The following is an 18,377-nucleotide window of genomic DNA, read 5'->3' on the forward strand; positions in this document are numbered from 1 at the left end:
TCCGGCGGCGGCGTGGCCAACTGGTCCTACGGCCTGCCCGATCTGGGCATGACCACCATGAACGACGTGCTCGAAGACGTACGCCGGATCACCTATGCCACCGACGTGCCGCTGCTGGTGGATATCGATACCGGTTGGGGCAGCGCCTTCAACATCGGACGTACGGTCAAGCTGTTCGAGAAGGCCGGCGCCGCCTGCGTGCATATCGAGGATCAGGTGGCGGCCAAGCGCTGTGGCCATCGCCCGGGCAAGGCGATCGTATCCAAGGAGGAAATGGCCGAGCGCGTGACCGCAGCCGCAGACGCCCGCGACGAGATGCTGATCATGGCGCGCACCGATGCGCTGGCCGTCGAGGGCCTGGACTCGGCCGTCGAACGCGCCGCGGCCTGCGTGGAAGCCGGCGCCGACTTCATCTTCGCCGAGGCGATGACCGACCTGGAAATGTACAAGCGCTTCACCGAGCTGGGCGTGCCGGTACTGGCCAATATCACCGAATTCGGCCAGACCGAGCTCTATACCACCACCGAGCTGGCCGATCAGGGCGTGGGCATGGTGCTGTATCCGTTGTCCGCCTCGCGGGCCATGGCCAACGCCGCGCTCGACGTCTACGGCGCGATTCGCGCCGACGGCACCCAGAAGAACGTGGTCGATCGTATGCAGACCCGCAGCGAACTCTACGAACATCTGGGCTATCACGAATATGAAGACAAGCTCGACGCCCTGTTCGGCGACAACAAGGATCGATAAGCACCACCGGCCCGCCCCTGCAACCGCCCATTCGCCCACCAGGAACCGCCCATGAAACCTATCTTCTTCATTACGGTTATCGTTGCGATCTTTCTCGGCCTGGTGATCTTCTGGCTGGCCGGCGGGCCGGGCTATATCACGCCCGATGCCGATCGAACCGAGATCCAGCGCGACCAGCCCGCGCTGGCCACCAACGACGCCGGCCCGGCCGAGGCCACGGACGACGCAACGACACAGGTCCCTGCCGAGCCGCCCGGTTTCTGTGAGCGGGATTTCGACCAGGTCGCCGAACGCGAGGCCGACGTGCCCGACCTGCGCGAGGCCGGCGGCCTGGTCTATATCTTCGAACGCGAGGCCCGCCTCGAAGACCCCTACGGCTGTGCCGATTTCTACCTGGCCCACGGCCTGGATATCGACGCGGCCGACCCGCGTGAAGGTGGCGAGAAGCTCACCGGGCTGTTCTACGCCATACAGCGCAACGACCCGAAGATGCTGCGCTTCATGATCGACCACGGCGCCGACCTGGAACAGCGCGCGGGCAAGAACGACACCCGCGCGATGGGCTATGCCTATTTTCTGGCCCTCAAGGACCAGCGCATCGATCGCAACGGCATCATCGGCATTCTAGACAGCGAACTCACCCGTCAGGCCAGCGCCAACGATTCCTCCAGCGCCAACGCCACGCAAGACAACGACGCGGCCTGATCACGCGCCGCGCGCTTCGAGCTCCGTGACCGGCTGCATGCACAGCACGTCGTCGTTCCAGACCATGTCCTCGATCGCCACATGCTGCAGCGGCACGCGCTTGAGCAGCGCCCGACGCATGAAGTGCTGGTAAATATAGAACTGATAGAAGAACGGCCGCGGGTCGGAGGTGTCGAGCACCACGTCGCGGGCACTCGCGAATTGCCAGGCGAACTTGGCGAGTTTCCGTGGCTTGCGCAGATTGGGCAGGATGCCGAAGGTCACCATCGCCAGGCGCACCTGGGCCGCCTTGAGCCGATCAAACGACAGATCCACCGGCGTCTTGTGCACATAGGCGTCGTAGACTTCGGGGATTTCGGCCAGCAGATGCACGCCTGAGGTCACCCGCGGGTTGCACTCGATCGGCCGTACCTGCCCGGTTCGCGCTTCCTGGATGAAGTCGAAGGAGATCTGGCCGCTGAAGTTCGTCTTGGCCACGAAGGTCTCGATCCATTCACGACAGCCGGCATGGTCAACCGGCGCGAAATGAATTGATGCGCCTTTACCGGCCGTCCAGTCGCCGTGATAGGCGACGTTGAACAACAGCTTGCCTTCGTGCGCCAGCGCAAAGGTGTTGATCTGGCGCCCTGGCAGGAACTGCTGATAGACGAGATCGCGACCGCCGGCAAAGGCCTTGATATCGAACGGCTCGTAGCGGCCGCTGGAGCTGATGATCACTTCGTTGGCAAAGCGGGTGAACGCCGGCTTGAGCACGAACGGCTGGCCCGAGTTCAGCTGCGCCTTCACGCTTTCGAACTTATCGGCAATATTCTGTTCCTTGCTGAACACCTGCGTTTTCGGCGTACGCATGCCCAGGCTGTCGGCCCACTGCATGAAATCGCCCTTGTGGTGAAGCCGACGCAGCGTGTCGATCGGCTCGCACAACAGTTCGCAGTCGCCGATGAACTGGTCGCGCATCTGGGCGAGGTAGAACGTTTCCTCGGTACAGGGCACCACCAGATCGACTTTCTGTTCGCGGATGAAGCCCAGCACCGCGCTGGCATATTTTTCCGGCTCGAAGCGCGGCGACGGCACCCTCAGCGACGCCGAGATATGGCGCGAATGCTCGCAGATGAACGGGCCGCAGCTGTCCACGGCCACCACGCGGGCCCCGCGGCGCGAGAATATACGGGCAAGTTCCAGCGCGGCCGGGGCGCGTCCACCGGTTAGAAGTATGGTTTGGGTCTGCTTTGTGGTCATGGTATTCCTCCTGTTGCACCAGGTCTTGATAGAGCGCAAAAGCTAGGCCGAGTCGGTTTCGGTTATTGTCGTTTCGGCCGCGTCGTCTGCGGCCGCCGGCGGTTGCCACTGGCTCAGCCGGAGCCGGCCGAGTCCGATGTTTTGCGAGTTGAGCTGCGATACCGACGTCCGGCCAACCGGCGTGAAGTAGGCAGCACGCCACTCGATCGGTTTGAAGCGCGCGAGGCGCCCGAACGAGCCGTCCCGCACGGGCACCCTCGCCTGCGTCGCCGCGCGAAGATCGTCGGCCGTGCTGTCGGCCACCGGGCGCGTGGGGCGTGCCTTGTCGACCGGGCTTGATCGCGTGGCCGATGGCATGGCGCCGCCGACGCTTGCCGTTGATACCGGTTCGCGCAAATCAGCCGCGCCCGCGTATCGCGCGGCATCGTCGGTGGCCTGTCCAACGCCAGCCGGCAGATCGTAGAGACGATCGCCCGCACCCAGTACGCTTTGCAGAGCGACCCAGGCTGACACGCGGCGATAGCCGGCCACGTCGTACTCGGCGCGTTTACGGGCCACGTCCGATTCGGCTTCCAGCAGTTCCTGAATGCCCAGCTCGCCGACGTCCCATTGGGCGGCGCGCGTGCGGCGGGTCGCCTGGGCGCTGTCCAGTCCCAGCCGCGCGGTGCGATAGCGAGACTGGGCGTTGCGGTAGTCGGCCACCGCTTTTCTCACCTCGAGCGCGATGCCGGTTCGGGCATCGTCGAGTTGGGCCAGCAGCTTGTTGCGCTCGGCTTCGGCCTGGGCCTTGCGCGCGCTTATCGCGCCGCCGGCAAAGGGCGTCCAGCTCACCTGCAGCGACACCCGGTTGTCGTTGTCGGGCAGGGCCGGGTCGCCGTCGGCGTAGGTGGAGCTGGCCACGGCATCGAGGGTGGGCAGACGGGCTGCGGATACCGCCTGGCTGTTCTGGCGTGCGCTTTCGATGCCGGCCTGCAGGGCGGCCAGGTCCTGGCGCTGCGCGAGCGCGCGATCGACCAGGGCGTCGACGCTACCGGTCAGCGCAGGCGGCTCGAAATTCAGAGGCCGCGCACGCACCGGGCGCTCGGCGCCGATCGTGCGTGCAAGATTGGCCTGCGCCAACGATACCTGGCTGTCGAATTCGCCCAGCCGCTGGCGTGCCTCGCTCAGGGCATAGCGCACGCTCAGGGCTTCGCTTTTCAGGGCGTTGCCGGTATCGCGCAGGGCCTGCACCTGCGCATTGCGGCTTTCGAGATTGTTGACCAGGGATCGGGCCGCCGTAAGCTGAGCCTCGGCCGAGAGCACGTCGATATAGGCATTGGCGGCATCGACCATGCTCTCGATACGGCTGCGCTGTGCCACCCATTCCGCGGCCGAGACACGATCCTCGGCTGCCCCGGACAAATAGCGTTGGGTGGCAAGATTGAACAGCGGCTGGCGCAGCGACACGGTCGCCCCGCGCTGTTCGCGTTCGCCGCGCACGGTCACCGAATAGCCGTCGCCGACCACCGACGCCGGTATGTCGCCTGCCGGCGTATTCAGCACCACGTCGTTCAGATCGCCGTCTTCGCCGCCGAGCGTGTAGCGGGGTTCGTCTTCGCTGCGCGAGTAGTAGCCGTTCACGCTCAGCGTGGGATAACGCGAAATCCGGCGCAGGGCATCCGCGGCATGGCGGGCCGCCTCGGCGTCGTAGCTATCGGCACGCACGCTCGCGCGCGCGGCCGCACGACGCAGGCTGGAGGCGAAATCCACCGTCGCCGTGGCCGCATTCGACTCGCCCGTATCCTGGGCATTCGCCGGCGGGGCCACGCTCATACTCGCCAGGCCCAGCGTGAGCGCAGCGACCAGCACGACGTTCGCGGTCGGCCCCGGCCGGCGCAGGCGCCAGGCCAGCACCGTCTGACAGAACGCCGGCAGCGCCATGAGGGTAAGCACCGTCGAGGCAAGCAACCCGGAGATGATCGACCAGGCCAGCGGGGGCCAGAGCGTGGCGCTGGAAAAAGCCAGCGGCAGCAGGCCGACGATGGTGGTGGCCGTGGTCAGCACGATCGGGCGGGTGCGCCTCTCGACCGCGTCGGCCACCGCCTCGGCGAGCGATGCGCCCTCGCCCAGCCGCTGGTCGATGACGTCGATCAGCACGATGGCGTTGTTCACCACGATGCCCACCAACGCGAACAGGCCCAGCATGGGCATGAAGCCGAAGGGAATATCGAGCAGCAGCAGCCCCGGGATCACGCCGACGATCGCAAACGGCACGGTCAGCAGCACCAGGCCAATACGCACGAAGGAGTTGAACTGCAGCAGCAGAAACAGCAGCAGCAGGCCGATGCCCAGCGGGGCCATACCCAGCAACGCCGCGTTGGCGTCGCCCGAGGTGGCCGCGAAACCCCGCCACACCAGGCGCGTGCTTTCGGGCAGATCCAGCGCGGCGACTTTTTCCTTCCACGGACCAATCACCGAGCTGTAGGCCACGCCCTCTTCCAGCTCGCCATAGACGGCAGCATAGCGGGCGCCGTCCTTGCGCCGGATCGCGCCGGGGGCGACTTCGAGCCGGGGCGTGGCCACCTGCATCAGCGGCACGTGCTCGCCGCGCTCGTTGTAGACGTTGACCGTTTCCAGCGCGGCCGGGTCCGACAGCTCGCCCTCCGGCGAGCGCAGGCGGATGAACATGGGGCTGTCATCGCCGCGATATTCGCCCACGATCAAGCCGTCGCTGTGGCTGCGAATCGAATTGGCCACGTCCACGGGCGAGACCTTGAAATCCCGCGCGATCGCGCTGTTGATATCGAAATCCAGGCTTGGCACGCCGCTGCCCAGGGTATGACGCACGTTGCGCGTACCGGGCAGCTCGCGCAGCACGTCGTAGATCTTGTTGGTCGCCGCCAGACGTTCGGCCGGGGTATCGGCATAGATCTCGACTTCCAGCGGCGCGGTCACCAGCGGCCCCTGGCTGAGCTTGCGCGCGATGATCTGGGCGCTGGGCAGGTGGGTCTTCTTGTAGTCGTCGAGAAACTCGATGAGCTCCTGATTGCGTGCGAGACCGTCAGTACGCACCACCAGCCGCGCCAGGTTCGGCGCGCGCGGGGTTTTCTGCAGGTTGTAGTAGAACGGCGGACCGCCCGTGCCCACGAAGCTGTAGAGCGCCTCGACGCCTTCGTGGGTTATCAACACATCGTTGACCTGACGCGCCGCGGCGGCCGTGCTGGACTGATGCACCCCGTCCGGAAGCACGACATCGACCACCACGATGTTCTGGTCGGCCTCGGGGAAGAAGGTTTCGCCCAGAAACGGCTCCAGCGCCATCGCCAGCAGGAACGCGCCCACGCTGGCCAGCATCAGCGTGCGCGGCCGGCCCAGGGTAAGCCGGGCCAGCCACTCGCCCAGCGCGTTGAGCCGATCCCGCCCCTGGCTGGCCATGGGCTTGAGAAAACGATGGGCGATCAGCGGCGTGACCGTGATCGCGAACAGATAGCTCGCCGACAGCGATACGATGATGGTGATCGGCAACGCCCGCACGAAGTCGGTGGTATTGCCCTTGGCGAGCAGCACCGGCACGAAGGCAGCCACCGTGGTGCCGGTGGCCGCGAACAACGGCCCGGCAAGCGAGCGAATGGCGGCAGCCGCGGCCTGCTGCGGACCCTGACCGGCGTTGAGCCCGTACTGGACCTCTTCGGTCATCACGATGGCATTATCCACGAGCACGCCGAGCGCCACGACCAGCCCGATAACCGCGACCTGATGCAGCACGCCGCCGCCCATGGCATACACCGCCAGCGCCGAAAACGTGACCAGCGGCAACAGCGTGGCCACCACCAGCCCCATGCGCCAGCCCATGAAGCACACCAGCACCGCCATCACCGCGGCGATCGAGCTCAGCAGATTGAGCGAGAGGTTATGCAGGCGATCCTGGGTGAGCGCCGGCTGATAGAACACTTCGCCGATCTCGAGCGGCGCGATGCGTTTGCCCACCTCGGCAGCGGCCGCGCGCAGCCGCTGGCCCAGCTCGACCTGGTTCTGGCCGCGTGCGGCCACCACCTCGACGCCCACCGCGCGCCGGCCGTTGTACCAGAACTCGTCGCGCGGCGGCGACTCGGGCATGAGCGACACGTCGGCGATCGAGGCCAGCGGCAGCGTCTGCCCTGAGACCATGCGAATGGGCGTTTCGCCGATCTCTTCGATGCTTTGAAAATCGACCTGCGGATTGAGATTGATGGAGGCATCGCCCAGACGCAGCGAGCCACCGCCCTTGACCTGATTGCTTTCGTTGATATCGCGCGCGATGCGGGCCAGCGATAGCGCATAGCGATCGATCACCGCATCTTCGATGGCGACCGTGACCTGGCGACCGGGGTCGCCATAGAGCGAGGTCGAGGCCACCCCGTCCACGTCCAGCAGCGCCTTGCGCAGGGTTCGGGCGCCCTCGGCGAGCTCCATGGGCGAGGCATCGCCGGTCACCGCCAACATCATCAGGCTCGAATCGATGATGCGGTCGTTGACGCGCGGCTCCAGCACGCCATCCGGGAAATCTCGCTGGGCGTTTTTCAGTGCCACCCGCAGGCGATCCCAGACTTCTGCGGTGTTGTAGACGTCGCCGCGCAGCTCGATCGAGAAGACGCCGACATCCTGCTGGGCGATAGCGCCCAGCGTATAGATCTCGTCGATCTCGTTGATCTGCGTTTCCGCCGGCTCGATCACCAGCCGCTCGACCCGCTCGGCGCTGGCGCCGGGAAACGGAATGATCACGATCGCGCCGCGATAGGGAAAGGAGGGGTTCTCCTGGCGGTCCATCGTATAGAAGCTGACCATGCCGGCGATCACCAGCACCCCCACAAGCGCTGCGATCAGGCGCGCATTGGTCAGAATGCGATAAGGCCAGTCAGTCACCGCCAAGCACCCGGATACGGGCCTGATCCGCGAGGTTATCGAGGCCTTCAACCACCACGCGGTCGCCGGCGTTGAGCTCGCCGCGAACCAGCACTTTGCGATCCACGATCTCGAAGGTTTCTACCGGCACGGCGTGGGCACGACCGTCCACGGCCCGGTAAACGAACGTCTGGTCGATACCGCCGGGGCGGGCGATGGCATCCGGCGGCACCAGCACGCCGGGCTTGGGCGGCACCGATACGTGCCAGACCACGCTCATGCCCGGCACGATATCGGCCGACTTGTCGATACCGATGACGGCCTCGAACAACCGCCCCGGCCCGCCGGCCGCATGGGAGACGGCGGTCAGGGTGCCGGTAATCTTGCGATTGTCGAACAACGGCAGGGTGAGCTGGGCCGGCTGTCCGGTTTCCACGGAGGCGAGCAGGCGTTCGGGAATGCCGATCGCCACCTCGATTTTCTGCGCCCCGGACAGGCCCACGATGGGCTGGCCCGGCGGCACCACCTCGCCCGGCTCGAACAGCACCATCTCGATCGTGCCGTCGATAGGCGCTCGCAGCGTCTGCTGGGCCACGCCGCGACTGGCCTGTTCGAGCTGGGCCTGGGCACCGCGTAACTGCGCCCGTGCCGCCTCGGCCCGGGCGCGGGCATTCTCCAGCGTCTGCTGGGTGGCGGCGTCGCGCGAATACAGCGTTTGCGCGCGATCCAGATCGCGTTCTGCCTGGTCACGCTGGGCCCGCGCCTGGGCCACCTGGGAACGCGCCGCATCCTCGCCCTGTTCCAGCCCCGGCTGTTGCAGCCGCGCGATCACGTCCCCTTTCTTGACCGCGCTGCCGACCTGAACTTCGATATCCGAAATACGCCCGCCGATCTGAAATGCCAGCCGGGCCCGGCTGCCACCCCGGGTCACCCCCGACAAGGCAAACGTACGCGGCTCGTCGTTGGGTTCGACCTCGACAACGCGCACCGGCTTGCCCTTGGCGACCACCGCCGGCGCGTTTTCGGCATGGGAACCACAGCCCACGCCCAGCAGCGACACGGCAAGCGCAAACACCGCTGCCCCGACCTGTACGGCGCTCGGGTAAATACGCATCCGCGCCATCACGCCGCCCGTAACGAGTAGCGGATATGCGCAGCCGGCAAGCCAGACCCGGCGCGTTGGCCCACACCCAGCGCCGGCATGCAGGCCGGGAATGCGACACGGCGCAAACGCTCGTTATTGAACCATCGCAGGCAAGAGACGGTCTTTAAGCTACGACAGAGACTGCCGATAGTCCGATTGAATGCATTCACGGCCCTGCTCGGACGTGCATCGGGCACAAACAGGCCCACGGCGGCGCGGATGCCGACCCGGCCTTGCCCGCAGTTGCCGCCCGTGACGCCTGGTTGCATTATGAAATTATTCATCGCCTATCTTTGCCCGAAGACCGTGTCATGACAGAAATAAGCGCCTCCAAGGCCACGCCCGAACCGCCCCCGCCCAGCAACGCGTTGTTGAGCACCGAGCTGCTGCGTAGCGTGGCAAGTCTTTCGCGCTTCATGCGCGCACATGGTTCCTTGCGCAAATCGCTGCCGCGGGGCGAAGGCGATGTCGTACTCGTACTCCCGGGGCTCGGCGCCGGCGACTGGTCCACCTGGCCGCTGCGCCGGCTGCTCGGCCAGATCGGCTATCGCGCCTTCGGCTGGGACCAGGGGACCAATTCCGGGGCCCGGCATCTCTATGCCGGCGCCGCGCACCGCTATGAGCATCTGCGCGATACCGTCGGCGGGCCGATCAGCCTCATCGGCTGGAGTCTGGGCGGCGTATATGCACGCCGGCTCGCCAAGGACTACGCCGCCGATACGCGCTGCGTGATCACCATGGGCTCGCCGTTCGCGCATGCACCGAGCGGCTCGAACATCGCCCGGCTCTATCGCCGCCTGCATGGCCACTATCCCGGCGGCGACGATCGCGCCAGCCCGCGTATGGTCGCGCCTCCGCCGGTGCCGACGACGTCCATATTCAGCCGCAGCGACGGCGTGGTGCCCTGGCAGTCCTGTCAGGAAATCGCCGGCCCCATCGCCGAGAATATTGAAGTCACGAGCAGTCACTGCGGCCTCGGCTACGACCCTGCCGTTGTCTATGCCGTAGCCGACCGACTTGCCCAGGCACGGCGCCCGGCCTGGAAACCGTTTCGGGTATCCGGTCGACTGCGTCGAGAACTGGACCTGGGTTTCGCCTGATATCGGCACCGGCGCTTCGTTGACCGGCTGCCCGGCGGGCAACACGCTCGGGGAGACCGGCACGCGGCGACAGCCAACCCGCATGGTCAGCGGCACAGCAGGCTTCGCCTGCAAGTGCAATCCGCGTTCTACCGCTGCCACCATTTTCGCGTCTCCTCCGCACGCTGATGCACCCAATATTGTTTTTCGTTCTTGTCCCGTTTCTTCGACGGGTTTAATCCCACTAGGGCGTCTAACCGATAGCACAGCAGAATCAGTACAACTACCGACTTTCTTCGCAATACACTGATTGCGCAGTATGAAAACTGGCCTTCAAAGTGCCCGAAAACCCAAGCGGGGCCAGCGCTTCTACCGTTGTCCCCGGCCCGGCGAACAATAGCGGAATCGACCTCAATTCGACAAGATTTCTTTTCTTAGTTGGGAAAAAATTACCCGCCGTGCGCTAAACACAGGCGGGTTTCATCGACCACGAGGACAACAACGGCGGTCGCGCAACGACCGCCGCTTTAATCAGCCCGCGGCGGTCAGCCGGGTATAGGCTTCGCGATACTTGGCCGCGGTGTTGTCGATGATCTGCTGGGGCAGGCGCGGCCCGGGGGCCGTCTTGTTCCAGTCGAGCGTTTCCAGATAGTCGCGTACGTACTGCTTGTCGAAGCTTGGCGGGCTCATGCCGACGGCATAGTCCGACACCGGCCAGAAACGCGAGGAGTCCGGGGTGAGCACCTCGTCGATCAAAACCAGTTCGCCGGCCGCATCGAGACCGAATTCGAACTTGGTATCGGCGATGATGATGCCGCGTTCGCGTGCGTAGGCCGCAGCATTCCGGTAGATCGACAACGTGGCGTCGCGCACCTCGGCCGCACGCTCGGCGCCGATCAGTGCCACCACCGCGTCGAAGTCGATGGCCTCGTCGTGCTCGCCCGCCTCGGCCTTGGTGGACGGGGTGAAGATGGGTTCGGGCAGCGCCTGGGCCTGCTCGAGCCCGGCCGGCAGCTCGATACCCGAAACCGCACCGGTGGCCTGATAGTCCTTCCAGCCGGACCCGATGATATAGCCGCGCGCCACCGCTTCGACCGGCAGCGCGTTCAGACGCTTGACCAGCATTGCCCGGGAGCCGACCTGCTCTATTTCGGCGTCGGTGAGCACCTCGGCCAAGGACATGTCGGCACGGTGGTTGGCGATATCATTGGCAAAACGATCGAACCAGAAATTCGATACCGCCGTGAGCACTTCGCCCTTGCCGGGAATGGGATCGGGCAGGATCACGTCGAAAGCCGACAGGCGATCCGTGGCCACGATCAGCAGATGATCCTCGCCCACCGCATAGACATCGCGCACCTTGCCCCGCATAAGCAGCGGTACGCTGTGCAGGTCGGATTCGAATAAGGTATCGGGCATGAGGCTAGGGCCGCTGCGGCGTTCGCTGAATGACGGACGCGATTCTAGCAGCGCCGCCGCCCCGATCGGTCATCAAGCCAGCCAGTAACGTCCGCCCGTGGCGATAACCACCACCACGAGACCGAGCACGAGATTGATCGCTGCAAACAGGCGCAGCTGGCTCATGGCCCTGCTGGCGTCCGCCAGCGCGCCGGCCGACAGGGCCACGCGCACCCGCCGCCAGGGCGAAAAGAACATATGCCCGAACAACAGAAACATCGCCCAGCCGAGTAGCTGCATCAGGTGAATATACAGCGGTGCGCTGCCCATGCCCCCGAGCATGAAGATCATGGTGTTGCCGGTGACCAGCAGCACGATGATGGCAATCCATACCCACAGAAAGAAACGCCCCATCGCAGTGGACAGCAGCGGCAGGCGATCGGCCAGCGGCACCGACGAGGCAGCCGGGCGCAGGATGCCGACCAGAAAGAACAGGCCGCCCACCCAGATCACGGCAGCGAGGGCATGCAACGATAAAAGAACGCTCATTCAAGCTCGACTGACATAGACAATCGGCAAAGCGTAAACTAGCGCCGCTATTCGATCCACGGTTTTAAGCCATGCCCCGTTCCTCGCGCGCGCCCATCATCGCCCCTTCGATTCTCGCGGCCGATCTGGCCGCCCTCGGCGATGAGTGCGAAGCCGTCATCGATGCCGGCGCCGACTGGATTCACTTCGATGTGATGGACAACCACTACGTGCCGAACCTGACCTTCGGCCCGCCGGTGGGCGCGGCGCTCGCCAAGCGGCTCAAGGCCCGGCATCCGAACGTACCGATCGACGTGCATCTGATGGTCAAACCCGTCGATGCCATGATCAGCGCCTTTGCCGAGGCCGGCGCGAGCTCGATCACCTTTCATCCGGAAGCCAGCGAACACGTCGATCGCAGTCTGCAGCTGGCCCGCGATGCCGGCTGCAAGACGGGGCTGGTGTTCAATCCGGCCACCCCGCTGGAGTGGCTGAAATACGTGCTCGACAAGGTCGATATCGTGCTGATCATGTCGGTGAACCCCGGCTTTGGCGGCCAGGCGTTCATCGAGGAGGCGATCGGCAAGATCGCCGAGGCGCGCGAAATCATCGACGCCTCGGGTCGGGATATCCGCCTGGAGGTCGACGGCGGCATCAAGACCGACAACATCGCCCGCGTGGCCGAGGCCGGCGCCGATACCTTCGTGGCCGGCTCGGCGATCTTCGGCCAGCCGGATTACGCCAAAGTCATTGCCGACATGCGCGCCGAGCTCGGCTGAGCAACGCGGGGCGATACGCGTATCGCCCCGCCCGTTCGCTGCTGCGTCGCGCTGCCCGGCGGGTGATCAGAACCGATAGCCGATGCCGGCGCTATAGATCATGGCGTTGATTTCGAGCTCGATATCGGCATCGCCGACCGCGATATCCTCGCCGTAGCCGAGCAGGCCCAGAGTGTCGGCCAGGGCGGCGTTGTTGAGCCGTACGTTCACGTCCGACAAGCTGCCCTTCACCGTCGCGCCGCCGATATAGCGGGCGTCGACAAAGCCGAAGAACCCGCCCTGGGGCGAACCCACGTCCACGCCCGCCTGCAGGATATAGCCGGGCGTCGACGACACGTCGAAACCGGGATCGCTGACCTCGGTAAGCACGTCGTTGCTGATCTCGGCATCGTAGTTGTAAAGATATACCCCGCCCGCGCCGACATAGGGGCGCACGAAAGCATCCGGGAAGGGGTGATAGGTGAGCGTCATCATGATCGGCAGGCTCTTGACGCTGCCAAGCTCCTGACCGAGCGGCGGGATGCCGGTATCGAGCAGGCCGGTGGCGGAATTCACGGCCGAGCCGAGATCGCCGAGGGTCTGGCCCAGCGCCTGTTCAAGCACGCTGTCACCGGTTACCAGATTGGCCAGATCCGCGGTGGGCGCCAGCGAGCGATCGCGCAGCGTGCCCGGCTGGGAAACGAAATCGATATCGATCGGCTTGCCGATGATCGTTTCCAGCGACAGATGCCGGCCCGTGCCCGGGATGTTGTAGCCAATGCCGATAGTCGCGATCGCCTGATTGGCGATCGTGGCCTTCGCACCTGCGATCGGGCCGTTGTCCACCGCAAGCGATGCCGGAAACTCCACGCCGGACAGGGTCAGCTCGCTGCTTTTCAGCGCGCTGAAATCCAGATAGGACACGGCCGGCTTGAGATAGAGCCTGTCCTGAATGAAGCGATCGTAAAAACCGTCGTTCGACGGCTCGCTGCCCTCGTCGCGGCCAAGCGAAGGCAAACCCTCGTTATCGCTGGCCCGCGCGATGCGCTGAGGGCCCATCCATGCAATGGCCACGAAGCACAGGGCGAGCGCCCACGGCGCGGGACGAACGTTGATAACAGGCATGACAGTCTCCTCCTGGGTATGAGTACACGGCCTCACGCCTCGCTGCCTGTTATCCCCCACGACTGCACGTCATCGAAAAACGCGGCCAACCTTCTGATTGCGCGCTATTTATTTTCTTGACGGGCGATACGCCGATCGGCGGAAAGCTATCACCACGGCTTTGAAAAAAACAATTCAACGTCATGCGCCTAAACAGGCTCGCGCGGCCAGATCCGCATGGATATTGGCTTTAACCCCAGAATTGCCGGAATCAAAATTTTCCGATGCCCGTTCTTTTCCGAGCGACTCACCGGTGCTGCGCGCAAAAACACTGCCAAAACAGCGACCTTGAGCGCAGCTCAGGCAGGATTCGAATATAACGCCCGGTACGACTAGCCAGAGACGAAGTGAAACGCCCTGCCCAGGGCCTGACGCGCGTACGCCGTCGCAGGCGCGCTCGTCGTCGCGGCCGGCACTCGGCACGCCCGTGTTTGTTCTGCCGTGCCCGGCCTGCCCGACTTGGCAAGCCCGGCCAGATAAGTCAGCATTGCGGTCGTAGTGGCACTCGACGTGCCCAAGCCGAACGACAAGACCGACATGAAATCGAATCGATTCAAAAACACCGCCAACCGCGCCTTTGATGCGGCCTGGCGATGGCGAGAAGGCGACTGGCGGGGCTGAAAAGCCCGGGCATGCCCTCGCGCGTATTTCGACCGGCCGTCAGGCCAATCGAGCGCGCACTTCTTGCGATTTTCGATCGAGTGATTTCATGAACAATTCGTCTTCTTCCCACCGCGAATCGACCCATTCGCTCCACCACCCGCGCGTGCCGCTGGTGGTCGAAGCGCTGGCCGATCTCGACACCCCGCTTTCGACCTATCTGAAGCTGGCCGATGCGCCTTATTCGTTCCTGCTGGAATCGGTCCAGGGCGGCGAACGCTGGGGCCGGTATTCGATCATCGGCCTGCCCTGCGCCGAGCGTATCCGCGTACGGGGCCATACGCTGGTTCACGAACGCGACGACGAGATTCTCGAACAGATCGAGACCGACGATCCGCTGGCCTGGATCCAGGCCTTCAACGATGCCCGGCCGCTGCCACGCCTGCCCGAGCTGCCGCGCCTGACCGGCGGTCTGGTCGGCTATTTCGGCTACGACACGATTCGTTATATCGAGCCGCGTCTGGCCGCGGGCGGCGCCGGCAAGAACGACCCGCTCGATCTGCCGGATATCCTGCTGCTGATCGCCGAAGAGCTGGTAATTTTCGACAACCTGTCGGGCAAGCTCTACTGCGTGGCCCACCATGTCGAGGGCGACGCCGCCGACCGGGAACGCGTGGCCGAGCGCCTCGATGCCCTGCTCGACCGTCTCGAACAGCCGCTGACCACCAGCACGACCCGAGCGAACGCCGGCGAAACCGCGCCCGAACTGCTCGACGACAGCCGTTTCGTGTCCGGGCTGACCCAGGCCGGCTATGAAGACGCAGTCCGGCGTATTCGCGACTACACCCAGGCCGGCGATGTGATGCAGGTGGTGCCCAGCCAGCGCCTGTCGGCGCCGTTCAACGCCGAGCCGATGTCGTTGTATCGGGCGTTGCGCAGCCTGAACCCGTCGCCCTATATGTACTACTTCAACTTCGGCGATCACCACGTGGTGGGGGCCTCGCCGGAGATTCTGGTACGGGCCATGGACGGCGAAGTCACGGTGCGTCCGATCGCCGGCACGCGCAAGCGCGGCGCTACCGCAAGCGAAGACGAAGCCCTGGCCGAGGATCTGCTCGAGGATCCGAAAGAGATCGCCGAGCATCTGATGCTCATCGACCTCGGGCGTAACGATGTCGGGCGGGTATCGCAGCCGGGCAGCGTGAAGCTGACCGAACGCATGGCCATCGAGCGCTACTCGCACGTCATGCATATCGTGTCCAACGTGACCGGCAAGCTGCGCGACGACCTCACCCCCATGGACGCGCTACGCGCGGCCTTTCCCGCCGGCACGCTCTCCGGCGCCCCCAAGATCCGGGCGATGGAAATCATCGACGAAATCGAGCCGGTCAAACGCGGTGTCTATGGCGGTGCTGTGGGCTATCTGGCCGGCAATGGCAGCATGGATCTGGCGATTGCGATTCGTACGGCCGTACTCAAGGACGGCGAAATTCATGTCCAGGCCGGCGGTGGCATCGTGGCCGATTCACAGCCGACCGCCGAATGGGAAGAAACCATGAACAAGGCCAAGGCGGTCATGAAAGCCGCAGCCATCGCCGAGCGCGGGCTGAGCACGCGTGCGCAGGCCAGTACACCGCGCAACGGGGGTGACGCATGATTCTGATGCTCGACAACTACGACTCGTTTACCTACAACCTGGTGCAATACCTCGGCGAACTCGACGCCGAAGTGCATGTGGTGCGTAACGATCAGGTCACGGTCGAAGATATCGAAGAACTCAAGCCGGCCGGCATCGTCGTTTCGCCCGGGCCCTGCACGCCGGACGAAGCCGGCGTGTCGGTCGAGCTGATTCAGCGCCTGGCACATCGGCTGCCGATCTTCGGCGTGTGTCTCGGCCATCAGGCGCTGGGCCAGGCCTACGGCGGCCAGGTCACCCGCGCCCGCCAGGTCATGCACGGCAAGACCTCGGTGATTCGCCATACCGGGCGCGGCGTGTTCGAAAATCTTGCCGACCCGCTGACCGCGACGCGCTATCACTCGCTTATCGTTGCCCGCGACGGCCTGCCGGACGACTTCGAGATCACCGCCTGGACCGAGACCGAAGACGGCGAGATGGACGAAATCATGGGCCTGATTCATACGCCCACCGGCGCCGAGGGCGTGCAGTTCCATCCGGAATCGATTCTGTCCGAACACGGCCATGAAATGCTGCGCACCTTCCTCAAGCGCTGCGGCGAAGGCCGCCCGGGCACGGGAGATACGCAGTGATTGATAAAGAACTGATGAACCACATCGTCGCCGGCCGCGACCTCTCGGCCGAGCGCATGCACCAGGCGATGACCGCGATCATGACTGGCCAGGCCACCGAAGCACAGATCGGCGGCTTTCTGATCGCCATGCGCATGAAAGGCGAAACGGTGCCGGAAATCGCCGCCGCGACGGCGGTCATGCGTGAGCTGGCCACCGATGTGCCCGTCGATGCCAACCTGGCCGATCAGCTGGTCGATACCTGTGGCACCGGCGGCGACGCGGCCGGCCTGTTCAACGTATCCACGGCGGCAGCGTTCGCGGTGGCTGCTGCAGGCGGTCATGTGGCCAAGCACGGCAATCGCTCGGTATCCAGTTCGTCCGGCAGCTCCGACCTGCTCGAAGCGGCCGGCGTGGCTCTCGATACCTCGCCCGAGCAGGTGGCCGAATGCATTCGTCGGCTGGGGGTAGGTTTCATGTTCGCCCCGGCCCACCACGGCGCCATGAAATACGCGGTCGGCCCGCGTCGCGAACTGGGCGTACGCACGATCTTCAATATCATCGGTCCGCTCACCAACCCGGCCGGCGCCCGCAATCAGGTGATGGGCGTATTCAACGGCCATCTGTGCGAGCCGCTGGCCGAGGTGCTGCAGCGTCTGGGCAGCCGTCACGTCATGATCGTGCACGGCGAGGACGGCCTCGACGAACTCTCGATCAACGCACCCAGCCGGGTCGCCGAGTTGAAGGACGGCAAGATCTCCACCTACAAGATCGCGCCCGAGGACGTCGGCCTCGAACGCGGCTCGCTGGATGCGCTGCGGGTGAAGTCCGCGGCTGAAAGCCTGGATATCGTGCGCGACGTGCTTGCCGGCAAGGCCGGGCTGGCCCTGGACATGGTCGCCTTCAACGCGGGTGCGGCCCTGTATGTATCCGGTAACGCGCCGGATATCGCAGCGGGCGTGGCCAAGGCACGCGACGTGCTGCTCAGCGGCGCGGCCGGCGAACGCATGGCCGCGCTGTGCGAACTCACACAAACGATGACCGGCCGCGCCGGCATGGTGAACGCATGAGCATTCGTACCACCGATACCATTCTCGATCGCATCCTGGCCCGCAAGGTCGAAGAGATCGCGGCGTTTCGTGCCCAGACCTCGCGCGCCGAACTCGATGCCGCGGTCGCGCGTGCCTTCGCCCCGCGCGGCTTTGCCGACGCGCTGCGCGCCAAGGCACCGCAGGCCGTGATTGCCGAAATCAAGAAGGCCTCCCCCAGCAAGGGGTTGATCCGCGAGGATTTCGACGTTGCCTGGCTGGCCGAGCGCTACGCCGCCGGCGGCGCGGCCTGCCTGTCGGTACTTACCGATCACGATTTCTTTCAGGGCGATAACGACTTTCTGGCCCTGGCCCGCCAGGCCTGCGACCTGCCGGTGCTGCGCAAGGATTTCATGATCGATGCCATCCAGGTCGATCAGGCCCGTGCCATGGGCGCGGACTGCATCCTGCTGATCGCCGCGGCCCTGACGACCGAGCTCATGACAGAACTGGCCGAGCGCGCCTTCGAGCTGGGCATGGACGTACTCGCCGAAGTGCACGACAGCGAAGAACTCGAACGCGCGCTGGAGTTGCCGGAACGCACGATTCTGGGCATCAACAACCGCGATCTGCACACCTTCGAGACCACCCTCGATACCAGCATCGATCTACGCGACACCATCCCCGCCGACCGGCTGGTGGTCAGCGAAAGCGGCATTCATACGCCGGCCGATCTGGCGCGTCTGGCCGACGTGGGCTTCGGCGCCTTCCTGATCGGCGAATCCTTCATGCGCGAACCCGACCCCGGCGCCGCGCTGGCAACCTTGCTCGATCCTGCGGGATAGCGCGTTACGACACGGCGGCCAGCACTTTTTTTGAC

The 18,377-nt window shown here is 65.0% G+C and carries 14 protein-coding genes; 8 read left to right on the forward strand and 6 right to left on the reverse strand.

The annotated features are described in order from the left end of the window. Together prpB and ABNU97_RS00525 are read left to right on the forward strand one after the other, a co-directional pair. The coding region (gene prpB / locus ABNU97_RS00520; protein WP_348764794.1) for a methylisocitrate lyase at positions 1-747 on the forward strand (747 nt) is incomplete at its 5' end. A 51-nt stretch (positions 748-798) separates the two neighbouring features. Next, positions 799-1,452 (forward strand): ankyrin repeat domain-containing protein, encoded by a 654-nt coding sequence (locus ABNU97_RS00525; RefSeq protein WP_348764795.1) that lies wholly within the window; start codon positions 799-801, stop codon positions 1,450-1,452. On the opposite strand, the gene ABNU97_RS00530 is transcribed toward ABNU97_RS00525, so the two are convergent. From ABNU97_RS00530 to ABNU97_RS00540, 3 genes are read right to left on the reverse strand one after another with little or no spacing between them, the layout of a single operon-like run. After that, a complete protein-coding gene (locus ABNU97_RS00530; RefSeq protein WP_348764796.1) occupies positions 1,453-2,691 on the reverse strand; it encodes a hypothetical protein in 1,239 nt (412 codons plus the stop codon). A gap of 42 nt (positions 2,692-2,733) precedes the next feature. Next, positions 2,734-7,572 (reverse strand): efflux RND transporter permease subunit, encoded by a 4,839-nt coding sequence (locus tag ABNU97_RS00535; protein ID WP_348764797.1) that lies wholly within the window; start codon positions 7,570-7,572, stop codon positions 2,734-2,736. Next, positions 7,565-8,665, reverse strand: a complete 1,101-nt coding sequence (locus ABNU97_RS00540; RefSeq protein ID WP_348764798.1) for an efflux RND transporter periplasmic adaptor subunit — start codon at positions 8,663-8,665, stop codon at positions 7,565-7,567. The genes ABNU97_RS00535 and ABNU97_RS00540 overlap by 8 nt, the downstream gene beginning before the upstream one ends. Positions 8,666-9,006: 341 nt before the next feature. On the opposite strand from ABNU97_RS00540, the gene ABNU97_RS00545 reads away from it, so the two are divergent. Then, positions 9,007-9,795, forward strand: coding sequence for an alpha/beta fold hydrolase (locus tag ABNU97_RS00545; protein ID WP_348764799.1), 789 nt, complete (start codon positions 9,007-9,009; stop codon positions 9,793-9,795). Positions 9,796-10,305: 510 nt separating this feature from the next. Here ABNU97_RS00545 and ABNU97_RS00550 read toward each other — a convergent pair. Both ABNU97_RS00550 and ABNU97_RS00555 read right to left on the reverse strand, forming a co-directional pair. Then, complete coding sequence (locus tag ABNU97_RS00550) at positions 10,306-11,193, reverse strand: phosphoribosylaminoimidazolesuccinocarboxamide synthase (RefSeq protein WP_348764800.1); 888 nt, start codon at positions 11,191-11,193, stop codon at positions 10,306-10,308. A gap of 72 nt (positions 11,194-11,265) precedes the next feature. Next, entirely contained in the window at positions 11,266-11,721 is a 456-nt protein-coding gene (locus ABNU97_RS00555; protein ID WP_293624496.1) for a CopD family protein, read from the reverse strand. A gap of 71 nt (positions 11,722-11,792) precedes the next feature. On the opposite strand from ABNU97_RS00555, the gene rpe reads away from it, so the two are divergent. Then, a complete protein-coding gene (gene rpe / locus ABNU97_RS00560; protein ID WP_348764801.1) occupies positions 11,793-12,479 on the forward strand; it encodes a ribulose-phosphate 3-epimerase in 687 nt (228 codons plus the stop codon). Positions 12,480-12,545: 66 nt separating this feature from the next. On the opposite strand, the gene ABNU97_RS00565 is transcribed toward rpe, so the two are convergent. Further along, positions 12,546-13,583: an OmpW family outer membrane protein gene (locus tag ABNU97_RS00565; protein ID WP_348764802.1), complete on the reverse strand. Its 1,038-nt coding sequence runs from the start codon at positions 13,581-13,583 to the stop codon at positions 12,546-12,548. A gap of 748 nt (positions 13,584-14,331) precedes the next feature. Between ABNU97_RS00565 and trpE the strand changes: the two genes are divergently transcribed. From trpE to trpC, 4 genes are read left to right on the forward strand one after another with little or no spacing between them, the layout of a single operon-like run. After that, the gene (gene trpE, locus ABNU97_RS00570; RefSeq protein WP_348764803.1) at positions 14,332-15,879 is read left to right on the forward strand and encodes an anthranilate synthase component I; all 1,548 of its coding nucleotides are present in this window, start codon (positions 14,332-14,334) and stop codon (positions 15,877-15,879) included. Then, positions 15,876-16,490: an aminodeoxychorismate/anthranilate synthase component II gene (locus ABNU97_RS00575; protein ID WP_348764804.1), complete on the forward strand. Its 615-nt coding sequence runs from the start codon at positions 15,876-15,878 to the stop codon at positions 16,488-16,490. The genes trpE and ABNU97_RS00575 overlap by 4 nt, the downstream gene beginning before the upstream one ends. Next, positions 16,487-17,539, forward strand: coding sequence for an anthranilate phosphoribosyltransferase (trpD, locus tag ABNU97_RS00580; protein WP_348764805.1), 1,053 nt, complete (start codon positions 16,487-16,489; stop codon positions 17,537-17,539). The genes ABNU97_RS00575 and trpD overlap by 4 nt, the downstream gene beginning before the upstream one ends. Then, complete coding sequence (gene trpC, locus ABNU97_RS00585; protein ID WP_348764806.1) at positions 17,536-18,342, forward strand: indole-3-glycerol phosphate synthase TrpC; 807 nt, start codon at positions 17,536-17,538, stop codon at positions 18,340-18,342. The genes trpD and trpC overlap by 4 nt, the downstream gene beginning before the upstream one ends. Positions 18,343-18,377 lie beyond the last annotated feature (35 nt).

The sequence above is a fragment of the uncultured Salinisphaera sp. genome (assembly GCF_964012375.1).
In the GTDB taxonomy this organism is placed as follows: domain Bacteria; phylum Pseudomonadota; class Gammaproteobacteria; order Nevskiales; family Salinisphaeraceae; genus Salinisphaera.